14 protein-coding genes are annotated in these 20,223 nt (G+C 71.5%); 9 read left to right on the top strand and 5 right to left on the bottom strand.

The window, feature by feature from the left end:
* The first annotated feature begins 51 nt into the window (after positions 1 to 51).
* The 7 genes from GRC12_RS16145 (at position 52) to GRC12_RS16115 (ending at position 12,197) form a co-directional block, all read left to right on the top strand.
* Positions 52 to 1,833: an ABC transporter ATP-binding protein gene (locus GRC12_RS16145; RefSeq protein WP_208779934.1), complete on the top strand. Its 1,782-nt coding sequence runs from the start codon at positions 52 to 54 to the stop codon at positions 1,831 to 1,833.
* Positions 1,830 to 3,689 (top strand): ABC transporter ATP-binding protein, encoded by a 1,860-nt coding sequence (locus tag GRC12_RS16140; protein ID WP_208779933.1) that lies wholly within the window; start codon positions 1,830 to 1,832, stop codon positions 3,687 to 3,689. Before GRC12_RS16145 ends, GRC12_RS16140 begins: the two co-directional genes overlap by 4 nt.
* A gap of 112 nt (positions 3,690 to 3,801) precedes the next feature.
* Positions 3,802 to 5,514 carry an ABC transporter ATP-binding protein gene (locus GRC12_RS16135; protein WP_208779932.1) on the top strand — a complete coding sequence of 571 codons (1,713 nt, stop codon included), beginning with the start codon at positions 3,802 to 3,804 and terminating at the stop codon, positions 5,512 to 5,514.
* A gap of 161 nt (positions 5,515 to 5,675) precedes the next feature.
* Positions 5,676 to 7,364: an ABC transporter ATP-binding protein gene (locus tag GRC12_RS16130; protein WP_244372951.1), complete on the top strand. Its 1,689-nt coding sequence runs from the start codon at positions 5,676 to 5,678 to the stop codon at positions 7,362 to 7,364.
* 294 nt (positions 7,365 to 7,658) lie between these two features.
* The gene (locus GRC12_RS16125) at positions 7,659 to 9,713 is read left to right on the top strand and encodes a M4 family metallopeptidase (RefSeq protein WP_208779930.1); all 2,055 of its coding nucleotides are present in this window, start codon (positions 7,659 to 7,661) and stop codon (positions 9,711 to 9,713) included.
* A 243-nt stretch (positions 9,714 to 9,956) separates the two neighbouring features.
* Complete coding sequence (locus GRC12_RS16120) at positions 9,957 to 11,618, top strand: M4 family metallopeptidase (protein ID WP_208779929.1); 1,662 nt, start codon at positions 9,957 to 9,959, stop codon at positions 11,616 to 11,618.
* A gap of 69 nt (positions 11,619 to 11,687) precedes the next feature.
* Entirely contained in the window at positions 11,688 to 12,197 is a 510-nt protein-coding gene (locus GRC12_RS16115) for a DUF1990 domain-containing protein (RefSeq protein ID WP_208779928.1), read from the top strand.
* 31 nt (positions 12,198 to 12,228) lie between these two features.
* Here GRC12_RS16115 and GRC12_RS16110 read toward each other — a convergent pair whose 3' ends face one another.
* The 5 genes from GRC12_RS16110 to GRC12_RS16090 form a co-directional block, all read right to left on the bottom strand.
* On the bottom strand, positions 12,229 to 12,603 hold the full coding sequence (locus tag GRC12_RS16110) for a DUF6086 family protein (protein ID WP_308286559.1): 375 nt from the start codon (positions 12,601 to 12,603) through the stop codon (positions 12,229 to 12,231).
* A gap of 7 nt (positions 12,604 to 12,610) precedes the next feature.
* Positions 12,611 to 13,096 (bottom strand): SitI3 family protein, encoded by a 486-nt coding sequence (locus GRC12_RS16105; RefSeq protein WP_208779926.1) that lies wholly within the window; start codon positions 13,094 to 13,096, stop codon positions 12,611 to 12,613.
* Between the two features lie 46 nt (positions 13,097 to 13,142).
* Positions 13,143 to 14,573 (bottom strand): putative T7SS-secreted protein, encoded by a 1,431-nt coding sequence (locus GRC12_RS46720; protein WP_208779925.1) that lies wholly within the window; start codon positions 14,571 to 14,573, stop codon positions 13,143 to 13,145.
* Positions 14,570 to 14,890, bottom strand: a complete 321-nt coding sequence (locus GRC12_RS16095; protein WP_208779924.1) for a hypothetical protein — start codon at positions 14,888 to 14,890, stop codon at positions 14,570 to 14,572. Before GRC12_RS16095 ends, GRC12_RS46720 begins: the two co-directional genes overlap by 4 nt.
* A gap of 160 nt (positions 14,891 to 15,050) precedes the next feature.
* Positions 15,051 to 17,669, bottom strand: a complete 2,619-nt coding sequence (locus GRC12_RS16090; protein ID WP_208779923.1) for a glycosyltransferase family 1 protein — start codon at positions 17,667 to 17,669, stop codon at positions 15,051 to 15,053.
* Positions 17,670 to 17,943: 274 nt separating this feature from the next.
* On the opposite strand from GRC12_RS16090, the gene GRC12_RS16085 reads away from it, so the two are divergent.
* Both GRC12_RS16085 and GRC12_RS16080 read left to right on the top strand, forming a co-directional pair.
* Complete coding sequence (locus tag GRC12_RS16085; protein ID WP_208779922.1) at positions 17,944 to 19,146, top strand: S8 family peptidase; 1,203 nt, start codon at positions 17,944 to 17,946, stop codon at positions 19,144 to 19,146.
* A 260-nt stretch (positions 19,147 to 19,406) separates the two neighbouring features.
* A partial coding sequence (locus GRC12_RS16080; RefSeq protein WP_208779921.1) for a maltotransferase domain-containing protein occupies positions 19,407 to 20,223 on the top strand: 817 nt, incomplete at its 3' end.

Raw genomic sequence — 20,223 nt, 5'->3', positions numbered from 1 at the left:
CGGCCAAAACTCGGTGGGCGATGTCAGTGCCGGTCCGTAGGCTCACCTTTGATGCCCACGACACGTGCAACCACCAAGGACCGATCGGCCGTACGAACCCTGCTGCGTCTGTGGCCCTATGTGCGGCCCGTGCGGGCGCGGCTGCTGACCGCCGCCGCCGTGGCAGTCCTCGCCTCCTGCGTGGGCCTGGTCATCCCGCTGGTCCTGAAGTGGATGGTGGACGGTCCGGTGGCCGACCGGGACCCGGCCGGCGTGTGGCTGGGCGCGCTGTACCTGCTGCTGCTCGGCGTCGGGGAGGCGGTGCTGTTCGGGCTGCGGCGCTGGCTGGTGGCGCGCCCGCTGTCGAGCGTCGAGGCGGGCATGCGGGCGGATCTGTACCGGCATCTGCAGCGCCTGCCGGTCGCCTTCCACGACCGCTGGGCCTCGGGCCAGTTGCTGTCGCGGGGCACCACGGACCTGATGCTGCTGCGCATGTTCCTGGCCTTCCCGCTGACGTTCCTGCTGGTCAACTTCGTGACCATCCTGATCGGCGTGGTCATCATGGTGCTCCAGGACTGGACGCTGGGGCTGGTGATCCTCGGTCCGGCCGTGCCCGTGATGGTCATGTGCGTGATCTTCGAGAAGCGGTACGCCCATGTGGCGCGCCTCGCGCAGGACCAGGTCGGCGATCTGACGACGGTCGTCGAGGAGAGCGTGCTCGGCATCCGGATCATCAAGGGGTTCGGCAGGCACCGCAGCCAGGCGCGGGCCTTCCGGGAGCTGGCGCGGACCCTGCGGGGGACGGAGCTGCGCAAGGCGGGGCTGCTGGCGACGATCTGGGCGGTCATCGTCACCCTGCCCGAGGCCGCCATCGGCGCGGCGCTGGTGGTGGGTTCGGTGCAGGTCGCCGACGGCTCGCTGACCGCGGGGACGCTGGTCGCGTTCCTGTCGACGGCCCTTGCGCTGCGCTGGCCGGTGGAGTCGATCGGCTTCCTGCTGGCGATGAGCCAGGAGGCGGCGACGGCGACCGAGCGGTACTTCGAGGTGATGGACGAGGCGCCGGAGGACCCTGCCGTCGGCGCCGACGCGGAGCGCGCCGGGGAACGCGGACTGCGCTTCCACGGCGTCCGCTTCCGCTACCCCGACGCGCCGCCCGACTCCCCGCCCGTCCTCGACCACGTCGACCTGCACATCCGGCCCGGCGAGTCGATGGCCCTCGTCGGCGCCACCGGGAGCGGCAAGACGACCCTCACCGCGCTCGTCCCCCGGCTGTACGAGGTGACGTCGGGCCGCATCACCCTGGACGGAGCGGACATCGCGGCCATGTCCCGCGAGGAGCTGCGCGCCCAGGTCGCCATGGCCTTCGAGGAGCCCACGCTCTTCTCGGCGAGCGTCGGGGAGAACGTCCTCATGGGTGCGGGCGACAGCGCGGGCGCCGCCGAGCTGAACCGCGCCCTCGCGGTGGCGCAGGCCGACTTCGCGCACGCCCTCCCCCAGGGCACCGACACCCAGGTCGGCGAGCAGGGCCTCAGTCTCTCCGGCGGACAGCGGCAGCGGCTGGCGCTCGCGCGGGCGGTCGTCGGCAGACCCCGGTTCCTGGTCCTGGACGACCCGCTGTCCGCGCTGGACGTGCACACGGAGGCCGCCGTGGAGGCCGCCCTGCGGGACGTCCTCGCCGACACCACCGCCCTGATCGTGGCCCACCGCCCCTCCACCGTCCTGCTCGCCGACCGGGTCGCCCTGCTCTCCGGCGGCCGGATCACCGCCGTCGGCACCCATCACGAACTGCTGCGCACCAACGCCGAGTACGCCCATCTGATGTCCGGCACCGAGGAAGCGGAGGACGAGCGATGACGGCCCCGACGACATCCGTCCCGACGGCCGACGACGAACCGGACCTGCCCCGGCCCAAGGACGCCGGCGACCCCTTCGACCGGGACGTCCTGCCCACTCCCCCGGGCGCCACCCGCGCGCTGCTGCGTTCCCTGCTCGCGCCCATGAAGGCCCGGGTCGCCTTCACCAGCTTCCTGCTGCTGCTCCAGCAGGCGGCGGTGCAGGCGGGCCCGCTGCTGGTGGCGTACGCGATCGACAGCGCCGTACCGGCGTTCCGGCGTGACGACCACGGTCCGCTGATCGCGGTCGGCGCCGGGTACCTGCTGTGCGCGCTGGTCTCCGGCGGGCTGCAGTACGCGTTCGTCATCGCCTCGACCCGCGTCAACCAGGACGTGCTGCTCGACCTGCGCGGCCGGATCTTCCGCCACGCCCAGGCGCTCAGCATCGACTTCCACGAGCGCTACACGAGCGGCCGCCTGATCTCCCGCTCCACCACGGACGTCGAGTCGCTGCGGGAGCTGCTGAACGAGGGCCTGCAGGAGCTGGTGACGGTCGTCCTGTCCTTCGTCTACATCTCGGCGATGCTGCTCTGGCTGGACCTCGGCCTCGGCGCGGTCGCGGTGGCGTCCTTCGTGCCGCTGTATCTGCTGGTACGGGTCTACCGGCGCCGCGCGGTGCGGGTGTACCGGGTGCGCTCCACCGCCATCGCGGCCGTCATCGTGAAGTTCGTCGAGACGATGAACGGCATCCGCCCGGTGCGCGCGTTCCGCCGCGAGGCCGCCAACGACGCCGAGTTCCGGGTGCTCAACCGGCGGCACGAGCGGGTCAACGGCGACGCGCTGCTGGAGATGGCCCGCTATGTCGTCGGCTCGCGCCTGGTCGCCAACACGGCGGTCGCGGTGATCGTGCTGTGGGGCGCCTACCGGGTCGCGGGCGGCTCGCTCGAACTGGGCGTGCTGGCCGCGGCGGTGCTCTATCTGCGCCGCCTGTACGACCCGATCGACCGGCTCGGCATGTTCCTGAACTCCTACCAGTCGGCGGCCGCCTCCCTGGAGAAGATCGCCGGGCTGCTCGCCCAGACCCCGTCCGTCCCCGCCCCTTCCGAGCCCCGGGAACTGCCGCCCCTCAAGAGCGAACACCCGGGCCGCGAGGTCGTCTTCGACGGTGTCCGCTTCGGCTACCGCACGGGCGGCGAGGTCCTGCCCCGCTTCGACCTGACCCTCCCCGCCGGGCAGACGGTCGCCGTCGTCGGCTCGACGGGCGCCGGCAAGTCGACGCTGGCCAAGCTGCTCGCCCGCTTCTACGACCCCTCCGACGGCCGGGTGCTGCTGGACGGCGTGGACCTGCGCGACCTGGCTGTGCCCGAACTGCGGCGCGGGGTGGTGATGGTGACGCAGGAGGCGTTCCTGTTCTCCGGCACGGTCGCCGAGAACATCGCCATCGGACGGCCGGACGCGACCCGGGAGGAGATCGAGCGGGCCGCGAAGGCGATCGGCGCGCACGAGTTCATCAGCTCGCTGCCCGATGGCTACGACACCGACGTGCGCAAGCGCGGCGGACGCATCTCCGCGGGGCAGCGCCAACTGGTCGCCTTCGCCCGCGCCCTGCTCGCCGACCCGGCCGTGCTCATCCTCGACGAGGCGACCAGCTCCCTCGACATCCCGGGCGAACGGGCCGTGCAGCGCGCCATGCTGACCGTGCTGCGCGGCCGTACGGCCGTGGTGATCGCGCACCGGCTGTCGACGGTGGAGATCGCGGACCGGGTCCTGGTCATGGAGCACGGCCGCATCGTCGAGGACGGCACCCCGGCCGACCTCATCGCCGGCACGGGCCGTTTCGCCGATCTGCACCGGGCATGGCGCGACAGCCTGGCCTGACGACCGGGCTCCCCGCCCCGGGGATCAATTCGATGGGCAGCCCGTCCTCACCGTCGGTAACCTCCAAGTCCGCCGGTGCAAGAGGAATCCGCGGATCCGGGATCGGGGAAGCATGATCGACGCGTACGAGGAGCCCGGCGAGCCCGACCGTCGCGGCGGGGCCCGCTATCTGCTCTGGCTGGTGCGCTGCCAGCCCGGCCGCTCGCTCGCCGGTGCGGTGCTCGGCAGCGTCTGGATGGTGCTGCTGGCCGCCACGCCGTATCTCCTGTCCCGGGCGATCGACCAGGGCCTCGAACCCGGCGACTACCCGGCTCTCGCCGGCTGGACGGCCGCCCTGTTCGCGGTCGGGGCGTTCAACGGCTGGCTGAGCATCATGCGGCACCGCACGATGACCCGGGTGCGGATGGACGCCAACTTCCGCACGGTGAAGGTGATCGTGGGACAGGCGGTCCGCCTGGGGGCGGCGCTGCACCGCCGGGTGGGGGCGGGCGAGGTCGTCACCATCGGGGTGGGCGACGTCCAGACGATCAGCCAGTCACTCACGGTGGTCGGTCCCGGGGTCGGCGCCGTCGTGGCGTATCTGGTGGTGGCCGGCCTCCTGCTCGCCGTCTCGCCGCTCATCGCTGCCGTCGTCCTGCTCGGGCTCCCCCTCATCGTCGTCCTCGTCGGACCGCTGCTCGCCCGGCTGCAGGGCGCCGAGACGGAGTACCGGGAGCGGCAGGGCGTCCTCACGGCCCGGATCGCCGACCTCGCGGGCGGACTGCGCGTCCTCAACGGCCTCGGCGGCAAGGGCCTGTTCGCGGACGCCTTCCAGCGCGACTCGCAGCGCCTGCGCCGCCAGGGCTACCGGGTCGGCGCGGTCACCAGCTGGGTCCAGGCGCTGGGCGTCGGCCTGCCCACCCTCTTCCTCGCCGTCGTCACCTGGCTCGCCGCCCGCCTCGCCGCCCAGGGCGCCATCACCATCGGCGAGTTGGTCTCCGTCTACGGCTATGTCGCGGTCCTGGTCGGCCCGGTGGCCTTCTGGGTCGAGTGCGGCTACCAGATCAGCCGGGGCCTGGTGTCGGCCCGCCGGGTCGTACGGTTCCTGCGCCTGGAGCCGCTGGCGGACACCGGCACCCGCGACGCGCCCGCCGAGCCGTCGGCACTGCACGACCCGCAGTCCGGCGTACGGGTGGCACCGGGCCGGCTCACCGCCCTGGCCTGCGCCCGCCCGGCGGACGCGGCCGCGGTGGTCGACCGTCTCGGCCGCTACACGCCCTCCACGGCCACCTGGGGCGGCGTCCCGCTCGACGAGATCGCCCTGAGGCAGGTCAGGGAGCACATCCTGGTCGCGGACCACGAGGCCGACCTGTTCGCGGAACCGCTGCGGTCCCTGATCGCCGGGCGCGAGGAACGCCGGGAGCAGGACATCGAGCGAGCGGTGCACGCAGCGGTCGCGGAGGACATCGTCCAGGGCCTCCCCGACGGCCTCGACTCCCCGATCGACGCCCAGGCCCGCAACCTCTCCGGCGGCCAACGCCAACGCGTCCGACTGACCCGCGCCCTGCTGGCCAACCCGGAGATTCTCCTGGCCGTCGAACCGACGTCGGCCCTGGACGCCCACACGGAGGCCCGGGTGGCCCAGCGGCTGAGGGAGGCACGGGAGGGCCGTACGACGCTGGTCACGACCACGTCCCCGCTGGTCCTTGACCGGGCGGACGTCGTGTACTTCCTGGTGGAGGGCAAGGTGGTGGCCGTGGGCACCCACCGCGAACTGCTGGACGGAGAGCCGCAATACCGAGCACTCGTGGCCCGAGAAGAAGACGCCGAGGACGTTCTCAGATGACGGCTGTGAAACCCACCAAGGGGCGCGGGGCTGTGTCAATCAGCGGCTCCGCCGCGGGGCGCGACCAGCCCCAACGCTCCCGCACCCGGCCACGCACCGAACCCCCCGAGCTCTCCCCGTCCAAACTCCCGGTAGCCGCCCCCAGAGACATCCGCCGAGCCATGATCCGCCTCCTCCGCGCGGACGCAAAGGCGTTCACCGCAACCCTCACCCTCAACGCCCTCGCCGCCGCAGCGGGCCTCGCCGGCCCCTACCTGGTCGGCCGCATCGTCGACGACGTCCGCGCGGGCAAGGGCGTGGGCGCCGTCGACCACCGCGCCCTGGCCATCCTGCTCTGCTCCCTCGCCCAGCTGCTGCTGGCCCGCTGGGCCCGCTACACAGGCCACCGCTTCGGCGAACGCACCCTCGCCCGCGTCCGCGAACAGTTCGTCGACCGCGCCCTCGCCCTCCCCGCCGCCGTGGTGGAACGCGCCGGCACCGGCGACCTCACGGCCCGCGGCACGGCGGACGTCGCCCTGGTCGGCACCACCCTGCGCGACGTCGGCCCGGACCTGCTCGTCAACGGCGTTCAGGCGCTGTTCCTGCTCGGCGCGGTGTTCGCGCTGAACCCCCTGCTCGGCGCCTGCGGGCTGCTCGGGCTGGTCGGCATCTGGTGCGCCCTGCGCTGGTATCTGGCCAGGGCGCGGGCCGGCTACCTCGCCGAGGGGGCCGCCACCTCCGACGTCGCCGAGATCCTCGCGGCCACGGCCTCCGGCGCCCGTACGGTCGAGGCGCTGCGGCTGGAGAAGCGCCGTGTATCGGCGAGCCGCTACGCCCTGGAGACCTCCCGCCGCACCCGCCTCCACACCCTGTTCCTGCGCACCGTGTTCTTCCCTTCGGTCGAGATCTCCTACCTCGTCCCGGTCGCCTCCGTCCTCCTCGTCGGCGGCCTGCTGCACGACCGCGGCACCCTCAGCCTGGGCGCGGTCGTCACGGCGGCGCTGTATCTGCAACGGCTCAGCGGCCCCCTCGACGAGATCCTGATGCGGGTCGAGCAACTGCAGAACAGCGGCGCCTCGTTCGCCCGCGTGGAGGGGCTGGCCCGGGCCCCGCGGACGGAGACGTCGGACGCCGCCGTGCCGGCCGGCGACCGGATCGACGTGAGGGGGGTGCGGTACGCCTACGACCGCGGCGGCGAGGTGCTGCGCGGGGTCGACCTGACGGTGCGGCCCGGTGAGCGGCTGGCCGTCGTCGGCCCGTCGGGGGCGGGGAAGACGACCCTCAGCCGGCTCCTCGCGGGCGTCGACGCGCCGACCGAGGGCACGGTGACCGTGGGCGGGGTGCCCGTCGTCAAGCTCGGCCCCGAGCAGCTGCGCCGGCAGGTCGTCCTGGTCACCCAGGAGCACCACGTCTTCCTCGGCACCGTCCGCGACAACCTCCGTATCGCCGAACCGGCCGCGTCGGACGAGGAGTTGTGGGCGGCGCTCACGGCGGTGGGCGCCGACGAGTGGGCGCGGGAGCTGCCGGACGGTCTCGACACGAGGCTCGGCGAGGGGGGCCGCCGTACGGACGGCTCCCAGGCGCAGCAACTCGCCCTCGCCCGGGTGGTGCTGGCCGATCCGCACACGCTGATCCTCGACGAGGCGACCGCGCTGCTGGACCCGGCGACCGCCCGGCACACCGAGCGCGCCCTGGCGGCCGTGCTCGAGGGCCGTACCGTCATCGCCATCGCCCACCGTCTGCACACCGCCCATGACGCGGACCGCGTGGCGGTCATGGAGGACGGCCTCCTCACCGAACTCGGCACGCACGAGGAGCTGGTGACCGCGGAGGGGGCGTACGCGGCGTTGTGGCGGACCTGGCACGGGTGACCGCGCACAGGGGCGCAGGGCGACGGCTGCAGCACGGGCGGCGGAACCGACCGGTACACGGGCACCGGGCAACCGGCCAACGGTCCGCATACCGAACATGAACCTCCGGACAACGAACCATTTCCGGCCAACTTCCTGACGCGGTCCTGACAGAAACCGCAGACTGCTGCCACCCTTCCCACAGCTTCAACACAGCAACCCCACAGCTCCACCCCCAGTTCTGCCCGGACGGTCGACCCACCGTCCGGATCTCCCCTGGCCGCGCACCCCGTGGCCATGCAGAAGGAGTCAGTGTTGAGAAGCAGTTCCTCTCGCAGACGCACCTCCCCCACCGCGCACCGCCGGGCCGCCGCCGTGGCCCTCGCCGGGGTCACCGCCCTGCTCGCCGCGGCCGTCCAGTCGGGCGCGGCGTCCGCCGCCCCCGCCCAGAAGACGCCGTCGGCCGCGGTGAAGGGCAACCCCGCCCATGCGGCCGTGCACCTGTCCCCCTCGCAGCGTGCCGAGCTGCTGCGCGACGCCGACACCGCCCGCGCGCAGACCGCCCGGGACATCGGCCTGGGCGCCAAGGAGAAGCTGATAGCCCGGGACGTCCTCAAGGACGCGGACGGCACCGTGCACACCCGCTACGAGCGCACCTACGCCGGACTGCCGGTCCTCGGCGGCGACCTGGTCGTCGACACCGCCAAGTCGGGCGCCACCAAGGACGTCATCAAGGCGACGAACGCGGCGATCAAGGTCGCGGACCTGACCCCGGACATCACGAAGGCGGCCGCCGAGAAGCAGGCCGTCAGCCGGGCGAAGGCCCTCGGCGGCACCAAGGCGAGCGCCGACGGCGCCCGCAAGGTCGTCTGGGCGGCCAGCGGCAGGCCCGTCCTGGCGTACGAGACCGTCATCGGCGGCTTCCAGGACGACGGCACGCCGAACCAGCTGCACGTCGTCACGGACGCGACCACGGGCAAGAAGCTCTTCGAGTACCAGGGCATCGAGACCGCGACCGGTGTCGGCAACACCCAGTACAGCGGCACGGTCTCGCTGACGACGACCCAGTCGGGCTCGAACTACACGCTCACCGACGGCGACCGCGGCGGCCACAAGACGTACAACCTGAACCACGGTACGTCCGGCACCGGCACGCTGTTCTCGCAGACGTCCAACACCTGGGGCAACGGGACCACCTCGAACGCCGCGACGGCGGGCGCCGACGCGCACTACGGGGCCGCGGAGACCTGGGACTTCTACAAGAACACGTTCGGCCGCAGCGGCATCAAGAACAACGGCGTCGGCGCCTACTCCCGCGTCCACTACGGCAACTCGTACGTGAACGCGTTCTGGGACGACGGCTGCTTCTGCATGACCTACGGCGACGGCTCCGGCAACGCGGACCCGCTGACCGCCATCGACGTGGCCGGCCACGAGATGAGCCACGGCGTCACCGCGAACACCGCCGGCCTCAACTACAGCGGTGAGTCGGGCGGGTTGAACGAGGCCACCTCCGACATCTTCGGCACCGGCGTGGAGTTCTACGCCAACAACTCGACCGACGTCGGCGACTACCTCATCGGCGAGAAGATCGACATCAACGGCGACGGCACCCCGCTGCGCTACATGGACAAGCCCAGCAAGGACGGCTCGTCCAAGGACAGCTGGTACTCGGGGCTCGGCAACCTGGACGTGCACTACTCGTCCGGTCCGGCCAACCACTTCTTCTATCTGCTGAGCGAGGGCAGTGGCGCCAAGGTCATCAACGGCGTCAGCTACAACTCGCCCACCGCGGACGGGCTTCCGGTCACCGGCATCGGCCGGGACAAGGCGCTGCAGATCTGGTACCGGGCGCTGACCACCAAGTTCACGTCCACCACCAACTACGCCTCCGCACGCACCGGCACCCTCGCGGCGGCCGGTGAGCTGTACGGCACCACGAGCGCCGAGTACAAGGCGGTGCAGGACGCCTGGGCGGCCATCGCGGTCGGCTCGCGCTCCGGCGGGGGCGGCGGAGGCGGGACGTCGTACGAGAACACGACACCCGTGTCGATCCCGGACAACGGGCCCGCCGTCACCTCCTCGATCACCGTCTCGGGCAGGAGCGGAAACGCGCCAAGCAACCTTCAGGTGAGCGTCGACATCACCCACACCTGGCGGGGCGACCTGGTGATCGATCTGCTGGGTCCGTCGGGCACCGCGTACCGCCTGAAGAACTTCAGCTCCTCCGACTCGGCGGACAACGTCCAGGCGACCTACACGGTCAACGCCTCCTCCGAAACAGCCAACGGGACCTGGAAGTTGCGGGTTCAGGATCAGGCGGCACAGGACGTCGGGAAGATCAACAGCTGGAAGCTGACGTTCCCGTAGACCGCGGGTGACGGCACAGGGACGAGGGCGCCGTCCCGGGGGTTCCGACTCCCCGGGGCGGCGCCCGTTTACATTCCTGAAACGTTCATCGGGGAGACGCTTTTCGGCCAACATCACGTCGGGGTCATGACATGTACGCGCCCCTGGTGCCACGCTTCCTCACAACCGCCGCACAACTTCACTGCACCCCCTCCTCCGGCTGCCCCACGCCGGGTGAGGACTCCCCCACCACAAGGAGCTTGTGTGACCCCCCTCTACGCGCGTCACAAGCGCACGACTCTGGCCATCGCGACCGCCGTCGCCGCCGGAGCCCTCCTCACCACCGGTCTGACCACCGGTGCGGCCTCCGCCCAGACCCAGGCGGACACGGCCATCGCACACCCGGCCGCCGCACCGACCCTGTTGTCGGCCGCCGCACGCACCTCGCTCATCCAGAAGGCCCAGGCCGACGTCGCCGAGACGGCCCGGCGGATAGGCCTCGGCGCCAAGGAGAAGCTGGTCGTCAAGGACGTCGTCAGGGACGCCGACGGCACCGTCCACACCCGCTACGAGCGCACCTACGCGGGCCTGCCGGTCCTCGGCGGCGACCTCGTGGTGCACACCTCGAAGGCCGGCAAGGCCGAGGGCGTCACCAGAGCGACCAAGGCGGCCATCAAGGTCGCCTCGCTCAAGCCGCAGATCACCGCCGCCAAGGCGGAGAAGCAGGCGGTGTCCGCCGCCAAGAGCCTCGGCTCCGCCAAGTCCACCGCGGACGGCGCCCGCAAGGTGATCTGGGCCGGCTCCGGCACGCCCGTCCTCGCCTACGAGACCGTCGTCGGCGGCCTGCAGGACGACGGCACCCCGAACCAGCTGCACGTCATCACCGACGCCGCGACCGGCAAGAAGCTCTTCGAGTACCAGGGCATCGAGAACGCGACCGGCACCGGCAAGACGCTGTACTCGGGCACGGTCAGCCTGACCACCACGCTGTCGGGTTCGACGTACTCGCTGGCCGACGCCTCGCGCGGCAACCACAAGACGTACAACCTGAAGCACGGCACGTCGGGCACCGGGACCCTGTTCACCAACACCACCAACACCTGGGGCACCGGCACCGCCTCCAGCTCCAGCACCGACGTGACGGCCGCCGCGGACGCCGCCTACGGCGCGCAGGAGACGTGGGACTTCTACAAGAGCACCTTCGGCCGCAGCGGCATCAAGAACGACGGTGTCGGCGCCTACTCCCGCGTCCACTACGGCAGCTCGTACGTCAACGCGTTCTGGGACGACGACTGCTTCTGCATGACCTACGGCGACGGTGACGGCAACACCCACCCGCTGACCTCGCTGGACGTGGCCGGCCACGAGATGAGCCACGGTGTCACCGCGAACACCGCCGGCCTCAACTACTCGGGTGAGTCGGGCGGTCTGAACGAGGCCACCTCCGACATCTTCGGCACCGGCGTGGAGTTCTACGCCGCCAACGCCTCCGACCCGGGTGACTACCTGATCGGCGAGAAGATCGACATCAACGGCGACGGCAGCCCGCTGCGCTACATGGACAAGCCCAGCAAGGACGGCGGCAGCGCCGACTACTGGTCCTCGTCCGTGAAGAACCTGGACGTGCACTACTCGTCGGGTGTCGCGAACCACTTCTTCTACCTGCTGTCCGAGGGCAGCGGCTCGAAGACGATCAACGGGGTGAGCTACAACTCGCCGACGTACAACGGCTCCACGGTCACCGGCATCGGCCGCGCCAAGGCGCTGCAGATCTGGTACAAGGCGCTGACGACGTACTTCACGTCGACGACCAACTACAAGTCGGCCCGCACCGGCACGCTGAGCGCCGCGGCCGCCCTGTACGGCTCCGGCAGCACCGAGTACAACGCGGTGGCGGCCGCCTGGTCCGCCGTCAACGTGAGCTGACCCGAGGGTGGTTGGCGGGCGGTACCCGGGAGGAAGGCGGTCCCGGGTACCGCCCTACCCTTGTGTCCCATGTCCTTCACGTACCAAGACGTCGGCGCGACCCGTCGGGCCGGCTTCTGCCCGCCGGGCTTCCACTCCCTGCATGTGCGGTCCCGGATCGGCGAGGGCGAGAAGGTCTTCCGCCGAGCCGCCGACGCGGTGCTGACCTGGGAGCTGCACCGCGAGCTCGGCGTCGGCATCGACGCGGGAGCGGAGCGGGCCGCACCGGACGTCGACGTCACCGTCACCCTCGCCGGCGTGATCAAGGCGCCCTGCAGGGTCGTCTACACGGTCGAGGAACCCCGCCGCGCCGGCTGGGCCTACGGCACGCTGACCGGCCACCCGGAGTGCGGCGAGGAGTCCTTCCTGGTGGAGCGCACCGGCGACGGCACGGTCTGGCTGACCGTGACCGCCTTCAGCCGCCCCGCCAAGTGGTACGCGAAGGCCGGCGGCCCGGCGACCCGGGGTCTGCAGAACGCCTACGCCCGGCGCTGCGGAAAGATCCTGCGCAAACTCTGCGCCGACGCCTCGGAGTGGTGACCCGCCGCACACGTTGCAGCGGGGCCGGCGGTCACACGGGCATCGCTCGCGCGTGCTGGTCGCGCAGCGCCGCCCAGGCCCGCTCCTGAGCCGGCCCGAGCATGACGGGGGCGGGGCGGCCGGCCCGGTCGATGAGCACCAGTGACGTGGCGACGAAGCCGAGGCTGAGGGACCGGAGGATTCCCTGATCGGTCGCGCCGAACCGGTCGACGACCGCGGCGGAGAGCGCTCCGAAGTCCCGGAAATCAATGACGCACACACCGTCGACGGGGTCGCCGATGCCCGAGTCGACGCCGAACACGTGGGAGAAGACCTGGGCGGTCCCGACGAAGGCACGAGCCACTTCGGAACTGGGGCACCAGAGGTCCCGGCCGGGCTGGTCGCTGGAACGAAAACGGAACGTCACTGGCGGCTCAGTCCACGTCCATGCTGTGGGTCTGCCGACGGTGGGGCTGTGCCACGAGGGCCAGCCGCCGGGGAGGCCAGATGTCCTCCCGCTCGCTGAGGCTCAGCTCGCCGTCCTTGCGAAGCAGCCAGACCACCTCGAACTGGAAGTGCAGCACGACGTCGCCCTCCACGCGCGCCAGCAGGGGCGCGACGAGCCGGATCATGTCGTCCTGCTGGTCCGCGACCTCGACTCCCTTGGCCATGCGGAATCCCACGGTCACCGTCGGGGTGAACCCGAAGGCGGTGACGACCGGGTGCCACGGCTGCGGCGGCCGCTCCGTGACCACACGGATCCAGGTGCCCAGTCGGGTGGCGGCTCCTTCCTCCACGAGCCGCTCCCCCGTGACCGACGCGTCGAAGAGCCCGGTTTCCCTGCCGACTTCCTCCAGCCGGGCCGCAACCTCCTTGGCGGACACGGGGGTCGCGCAATCAAGGTCGTATTCGATCGCCATGTGTTCTTGTTCCTTCTTTCCCTTCGGTGACTGCGGGTTTCGACGACTACGGGTAGAGGTGGACCACGTTGCCCTCGCGGTCGATCACCATGACCTCTTTGAGGCCGTTCATGGGCCAGCTCTGGAACTGCGACCGCAGCGCGCCGAGGTCCGCGTCGCTGTCACCGAGGTTCAGCACCACTCGGTCCGTCTGACCCGCGTCCACCTTCTTCTGGACGGCGGTCCAGATGGAGCGTGGGTTCTTGGCGGTCGGGGCGTAGTTGTCGAAGACCTTGCCCTCGATGCGGAAGTCGGGATTCTTCCCGTTGATCGTACCCGGGGTCTGTTCGACGTCGTATCCCTGTCGGGCCAGGGTGTCCGCGGAATGCCGCTCCCGTCCCTTCGCGCGGATCGTCTCGGCGTCGTCGTTCTTGCTGAGCGATTCGGGCTTTCCACGGGGCTGGGCGGTCGGGTCGGGCTCTCCCGACGGCTTGGTCCGGTCGGCCGCGGCCGCGGTGTCCCAGTCGCCGCCAGTGGAGCCGCCCGACCCGTCGGACGTCATGTTGACCCGGTCGGGACCCGCGGCGTCGCTCACGATGCTTGCCATACCGGCGCCGGCCAACGAAACCCCGACGGCGATCTGGGCCGCCGCGGCGACGTTGATCGGGATGCCCAGCGCCGCCCCGATCCCGGTGGCGTCCAGCAGGACACCGCCGGCCTCCTCGCCCGCGCCCAGCACCGTCAGGCCGAGACCCAGGACGACCGACGCCGTGGAACCCGGGTCGTGGAGCATGGCGTTGCCCAGGGAGGCGAGATCCGAGACGACGGTCATGCCGACGTCCTCCAGGAAGTCCCCGACCCCCGACACGACAGAGTCCACCGCGTTGTCGAACTTGTCCCATCCGGAGTCGTGCATGCCGTCATGGGTGATGGCTCGGTGGATGATCCCGGCGGCCTTCCGCGCGGCCGTGTCGCGGACCTCCTTCGCGCGCCGCAGTGCCGACTTGGCACTACCGAGGTCGGCCGCGGCTTGATCCCGCTTCTTCTTCAGCCGCACGAGTTCCGGGTCGTCGTCCTTGGTGTCCGGCGGGAGGCCCTCGATGCTCCGCACCGCCGCCGCGTGCTCCTCGTGCGCGGTCCGTCCCGCCTTGAGGGCCTTGTCCGCCAGTTGCTGCGCGTGTTCGAGAGCGCCGGCCCAGTCGTCGGTGCAGTCCGGGCGAACCCGCGTCCCCATGGCGCCCGCCGCCTTGTCGTATCGGTGGTACGCCTTGCGCAGCGGCTTGAGGGCGTCGTGTGCCGTGTCGCGGAACGTGTCGGCCGCCTTGGACTTCCACGCGTCGACTCGGCAGAGAGCCTCCACGTCACCCGCTTCACGCTGGATGTCGTCGGCGACCTCGCGCAGCGACTGCCCGAGCAGGGCGATGGCGTCCGGGTCTCCTGGTACCGGATCGCCGTCCTCGTCGAGCACGGCCCACTCGTCGACCGCGGGACGCCTCACTTCGCACCGCGGCCGTGTGCGGCCCGTGCGTCCTGCTCCCGCAGGGCCCGGGCGAGCTCGACATCGACGGCGTCGTAGCTCTTGGCGGCTTCCCACGTGATGATGCCGAGCTTCCTGATCTTCTCCGCGAGATCCTTGCGGTGGATCCTCCAGTTGTCGGCGAACTCGTCGAAGGCCTCGACGACACGCTGGTCGCCCAACTCGGCGGCCGAGAAGTCCTCGGCGGGATCGGCCCGGCCGGTGAAGGAGTCGTAGATCCTCTGCAGCGCCCGGGAGCACTCGCGGATGCGCTTCGTGTCCGCCTTCAGGTCACTCATCGATGCCTCGCACCAACATGCGACCCCGCCCCCGGACGTCACTCCGTGCACATGTCATCCCTCGACCGTAGTGATCGCGTTCCTGCGAGAGGTATGGCGTAACCACGAATCGAGCAAAGCGGACGTCAAGGGCGGGCAAAGGCCGCCCGCCCTCGCGCCGTCAGCGGAACAGCACCCCCGCTCCCTCCGCGGTCTCCTCCGACGGCACCGTCACCAGGCCCAACTCCGTGCTGGAGGCGAGGAGTCGGTGGGTCGGCAGGATGCGGACGGTGTAGCCGTAGGGACCCGTGCGGTCCAGCGACAGGGGGCCCTCGTAGATCCAGCGGCCCTCGGGGTCGGGGCCGCCCGCCGGCTTGAGGGGGACGGTGGTCGCGTCGGCGATGCCGTCCTGGGAGTCCACCCGGCCCGAGACCACCTGCACCTCGACGTCCTCGGGGCCGAGCTCGCCGAGCCCGACGCGCACCCGCAGCCCGAGCGTGCTGCCGAGTTCCGCGGTGGTCGTGGCGGCGGAGGTCTCGACGTGGTCGAAGGTCACCCCGTGCCAGGCGGCCCGCACCCGCCCCTTCCAGGCGGCGAGTTCGCGCGCCGAGTCCGGGTCCATGGCCCGGTGGGCGTGCGCGGCGGGCGTGTAGAGCCGCTCGACGTACTCACGGACCATCCGGCCGGCCAGCACCTTGGGGCCCAGCAGCGTCAGCGTCTGGCGGACCATCTCGATCCAGCGGTCGGGCAGCCCGTGCTGGCCGCGCTCGTAGAAGCGGGGCGCCACCCGCTGCTCCAGCAGGTCGTAGAGCGCCGCGGCCTCTATGTCGTCCCGGCGGTCGGGGTCCGTGCCCACACCGTCCGCCGTCGGGATCGCCCAGCCGAAGTCCGGCTGGAACCACTCGTCCCACCAGCCGTCAAGGACCGAGAGGTTGAGGCAGCCGTTGAGCGCCGCCTTCATGCCCGAGGTGCCGCAGGCCTCCAGGGGCCGCAGCGGGTTGTTGAGCCAGATGTCGCAGCCGGGGTAGAGCTTCTGCGCCATCGCCATGCCGTAGTCGGGCAGGAAGACGATGCGGTGGCGCACCCGCGGGTCGTCGGCGAACCGGACCAGCTCCTGGACCAGGCGCTTGCCGCCGTCGTCCGCCGGGTGCGCCTTGCCCGCGACGACGATCTGGACGGGCCGCTCGGGGTGGAGCAGCAGGTCCATCAGCCGGTCGCGGTCGCGGAGCATCAGCGTCAGCCGCTTGTACGACGGGACCCTGCGCGCGAACCCGATGGTCAGCACGTCCGGATCGAGGACGCCGTCGATCCAGCCCAGCTCGGCCGTCCCGGCGCCGCGTTGCCGCCAGGAGGCGCGCAGCCGGGACCGTACCTCGTCCACCAGCTGCTCGCGCAGGTTGCGGCGCAGCTCCCAGATGTCCTGGTCCGGGATCTCCGCGACGGCGTCCCAGCGGTCCGAGCCGCCGACCGTCAGGGCGTCCTCGGTGCGCTGGGCGCCGATCTGCCGGGCGCCGAGCCGGAAGACCTCGGGGGCCACCCAGGTGGGCGCGTGGACCCCGTTGGTGACGGAGGTGATCGGCACCTCCTCCGGGTCGAATCCCGGCCAGAGTCCGGAGAACATCTCCCGGCTGACCTGCCCGTGCAGCAGCGAGACGCCGTTGGCGCGCTGGCCGAGGCGCAGGCCCATCACGGCCATGTTGAACAGGTTGGGCTCGCCCCCGGGGTAGGTCTCCATGCCGAGCTGGAGGATCCGTTCGACGTCGATGCTCGGCAGCTCCGCTTCGGAGCCGAAGTGGTGGGCGACGAGTTCGCGGTCGAAGCGGTCGATGCCGGCCGGGACCGGGGTGTGGGTGGTGAAGACGGTCCCGGCCCGGACGGCCTCCAGCGCGGAGTCGAAGTCCAGCCCCCGGGCGCACAGTTCGGCGATGCGCTCGAGGCCGAGGAAGCCCGCGTGCCCCTCGTTGGTGTGGAAGACCTCCGGCTCCGGGTGGCCGGTCAGCCGGCAGTACGCCCGTACCGCCCGGACCCCTCCTATGCCGAGCAGCATCTCCTGCAGCAGGCGGTGCTCGCTGCCGCCGCCGTAGAGCCGGTCGGTCACCCCGCGCTCGCCGGGGTCGTTCTCCTCGACGTCGGAGTCCAGCATCAGCAGCGGGACCCGGCCCACCTGGGCCAGCCAGACGCGGGCGTGCAGCCGCTTGCCGCCGGGCAGCGCGAGGGAGACCTGGGCGGGGGTGCCGTCGTCCTCGCTGAGCTGGGCGACCGGCAGCTCGTTGGGATCGAGGACCGGGTAGTGCTCCTGCTGCCAGCCGTCCCGGGACAGCGACTGGCGGAAGTAGCCGTGCCGGTAGAGCAGGCCCACGCCGATCAACGGGACACCCAGGTCGCTGGCCGCCTTGAGATGGTCGCCGGCCAGGATGCCGAGGCCGCCGGAGTACTGCGGCAGGGCGGCCGTGATGCCGAACTCGGGCGAGAAGTAGGCGATGGCGGCGGGCAGTTCACCGGACTGCGCCTGGTACCAGCGCTCACCGGTCATGTAGTCGTTGAGATCGTCCTGCACCGCGCCCAGCCGGCGCAGGAAGCGGCGGTCCTCGGCCAGCTCCGCGAGGCGCGTCGGGGAGACGCCGCCCAGGAGCCGGACGGGATCGCCCTCCGATGCGGCCCAGCGTTCGGGGTCGACGGACTGGAAGAGGTCACGGGTCTCGGCATGCCAGGACCAGCGCAGATTGCGCGCCAGATCACCGAGCGGCCGGAGGGGTTCGGGGAGAACGGGACGGACAGTGAATCGCCGGATCGCCTTCACATTCCACCTCGGCATACGTGCACAACAGGAGGACGCACGGCAGTGTGCGCCCCGTCGTCAACATCGACGGTATCGGGGAGAGGGGTTCCACTACCACGGGACACCCAAGCCTGTCGCACAGTCGTACACAGTCCGGAAATCACCGCAACCTTCGCCCGTCCGCCATGGCCGACATGGCCGATTCCGCCCCGTGGGCACCCTTGTGGCGTTTGTCACCGCACGAGAGGCTGCACGGGAGGCTGCCAGGTGCAGTCGAAGGAGGGGGAACTCGGACATGGCACGGACGCGAACACTGCGTCTGCGCCGGCTGGGGGGCCTGACCGCGGTGGCCTGCGTCGCCGCGCTCTCGTCCGGCACCCTGCCCGCGCACGCCGCAGCTCAGGGGCGGATACTCGGCGCCGGTGAGCCCGGCTCCGTCAGCGGAAGCTATCTGGTGACGCTCAAGGGGGGTACGAAGGCCCCGTCGGCGGCCGGAAAGGGCATCGCCGAGAAATACGGGGCGAGAATAAGCCAGACCTACGGCGCGGTCCTCAACGGCTACGCGGTCCGGGCCGACGAGAGACAGGCCCGGCTCCTCGCGGCGGACCCGCAGGTCGCCTCGGTCGCCCAGGACACCCGCGTCGCCCTCGACGACACGCAGAGGAACCCGCCGTCCTGGGGTCTGGACCGGATCGACCAGCCGGCCCTGCCCCTGGACAGGGCCTACGCCTGGCCCCGGTCCGCGGGCGCCGGGGTGACGGCCTATGTGATCGACACCGGCGTCCGGATCACGCACAAGGACTTCGGCGGGCGGGCGAGCTACGGCTGGGACTTCGTCGACAACGACAAGGCCGCCGCCGACGGCAACGGCCACGGCACCCATGTCGCCGGCACCATCGCGGGCCGCACCTACGGGGTGGCCAAACGGGCCGAGGTGGTCTCCGTCCGCGTCCTCGGCGACGACGGCTCCGGTACGACCTCGCAGGTCATCGCGGGTATCGACTGGGTGACCAAGCACGCGCGCAAGCCCGCCGTGGCCAACCTCAGCCTGGGCGGCGCCCACAACGCCCAGCTGGACGCGGCCGTACGCAACTCCATCGCCTCCGGTGTCACCTACGTCGTCGCCGCGGGCAACGACGGCCTGGCGGCCGCCCTGTACTCCCCGGCCGACGTCAACGAGGCCGTCACGGTCGGCGCGACGGACCAGAAGGACGCACGGGCGGCCTTCTCCAACTTCGGCTCGGCCGTCGACCTGTTCGCCCCCGGTGTGTCGATCACCTCGGCCTGGTACACGAGCGACACCGCGAAAGCCACCTTCTCCGGTACGTCGATGGCGACTCCGCACGCCACGGGAACGGCCGCCCTCTACCTGGCCGGGCATCCGAAGGCCACCCCGGCCCAGGTCGCCAAGGCGCTGGTGAAGCTGGCGGTGCCCGGGAAGGTGTCCGGGCGGGGCCTCGGGTCACCGGACGAACTGCTGCAAGTACCGCCCTCGTAGGGGCGCAGTCCCGGACTCGTCACCGAAGAGTCCGGTTTCCGGCCCCGTTCGTTCACGAACGGGGCCGGTCTTGTGCGTAGACATACGCGTGAGTAGTTAACAAAGTGCCGGATTGCCCACCCGAATAGGGTGGGAAGGCTCCTCCGGTAGACCGGCCCGTCCCTCGGGTACTCCGGAGAAACACCCAGCACCACCCCACGCAGGACCCACCTCCCCACACCCATCCGCCCACCACCTGTATGACGCGGACAGGAGCGGTCATGCCCGCCACGCACCACTCGTCAGCACCCCCGACACCCAGCACCGAAGCGCCTCCCGTGCGCCCGGCCGATTCCGGACCGCCGGCCCCGGAGCCACCCTCCGCGGGCGACACCGCCGGCATCGGGCGCATACCGGTCCTCGACGTCAGCCCGGTCGTCCAGCACGGCCGCAGGCCCGCCAAGGCCGTCACCGGGGAGTCGTTCGAGATCTCGGCCACCGTCTTCCGCGAGGGGCACGACGCGGTCGCCGCGAACGTCGTCCTGACCGATCCCGAGGGCCGCCCGGGCCCCTGGACGCCGATGCGCGAGCTGGCGCCGGGCACCGACCGCTGGGGCGCGACCGTCACCGCGGGCGCCCCCGGGCGGTGGACGTACACCGTGGAGGCCTGGGGCGACCCGATCACCACCTGGCGCCATCACGCCCAGATCAAGATCCCGGCGGGGATGGACACGGATCTGGTGCTGGAGGAGGGGGCGCGGCTGTACGAGCGGGCGGCGGACGGTCTGCCGCCAGTGGAATGTGACATAGTACTGGCCGCCGTCGCCGCCCTGCGCGACGAGAGCCGCCCACCCACCGCCCGTCTGGCGGCGGCGTTGACGCCGGAGGTGGACGCGGTGCTGGCCCGGCATCCGCTGCGGGAGCTGGTGACGGCCTCCGAGACGCTGCCGCTGCTGGTGGAGCGGGAACGGGCCCTGTACGGCGCCTGGTACGAGTTCTTCCCCCGCTCCGAGGGCACCCCCACCCAGCCGCACGGCAGCTTCCGCACCGCCGCCCGCCGGCTGCCCGCGATCGCCGCGATGGGCTTCGACGTCGTCT

The sequence above is a fragment of the Streptomyces griseorubiginosus genome, assembly GCF_017614965.1.
GTDB lineage: Bacteria > Actinomycetota > Actinomycetes > Streptomycetales > Streptomycetaceae > Streptomyces > Streptomyces griseorubiginosus_B.
Note: the sequence above shows the minus strand (reverse complement) of the source record. Positions and strands in the feature narration are given on the sequence as shown.

Bases quoted from the DNA above. Each gene is read 5' to 3' on its own strand.
- GRC12_RS16145 (WP_208779934.1), top strand. From the start codon at position 52: ATGCCCACGACACGTGCAACCACCAAGGACCGATCGGCCGTACGAACC.
- GRC12_RS16140 (WP_208779933.1), top strand. From the start codon at position 1,830: ATGACGGCCCCGACGACATCCGTCCCGACGGCCGACGACGAACCGGAC.
- GRC12_RS16135 (WP_208779932.1), top strand. From the start codon at position 3,802: ATGATCGACGCGTACGAGGAGCCCGGCGAGCCCGACCGTCGCGGCGGG.
- GRC12_RS16130 (WP_244372951.1), top strand. From the start codon at position 5,676: ATGATCCGCCTCCTCCGCGCGGACGCAAAGGCGTTCACCGCAACCCTC.
- GRC12_RS16115 (WP_208779928.1), top strand. From the start codon at position 11,688: ATGTCCTTCACGTACCAAGACGTCGGCGCGACCCGTCGGGCCGGCTTC.
- GRC12_RS16105 (WP_208779926.1), bottom strand. From the start codon at position 13,096: ATGGCGATCGAATACGACCTTGATTGCGCGACCCCCGTGTCCGCCAAG.
- GRC12_RS16095 (WP_208779924.1), bottom strand. From the start codon at position 14,890: ATGAGTGACCTGAAGGCGGACACGAAGCGCATCCGCGAGTGCTCCCGG.
- GRC12_RS16085 (WP_208779922.1), top strand. From the start codon at position 17,944: ATGGCACGGACGCGAACACTGCGTCTGCGCCGGCTGGGGGGCCTGACC.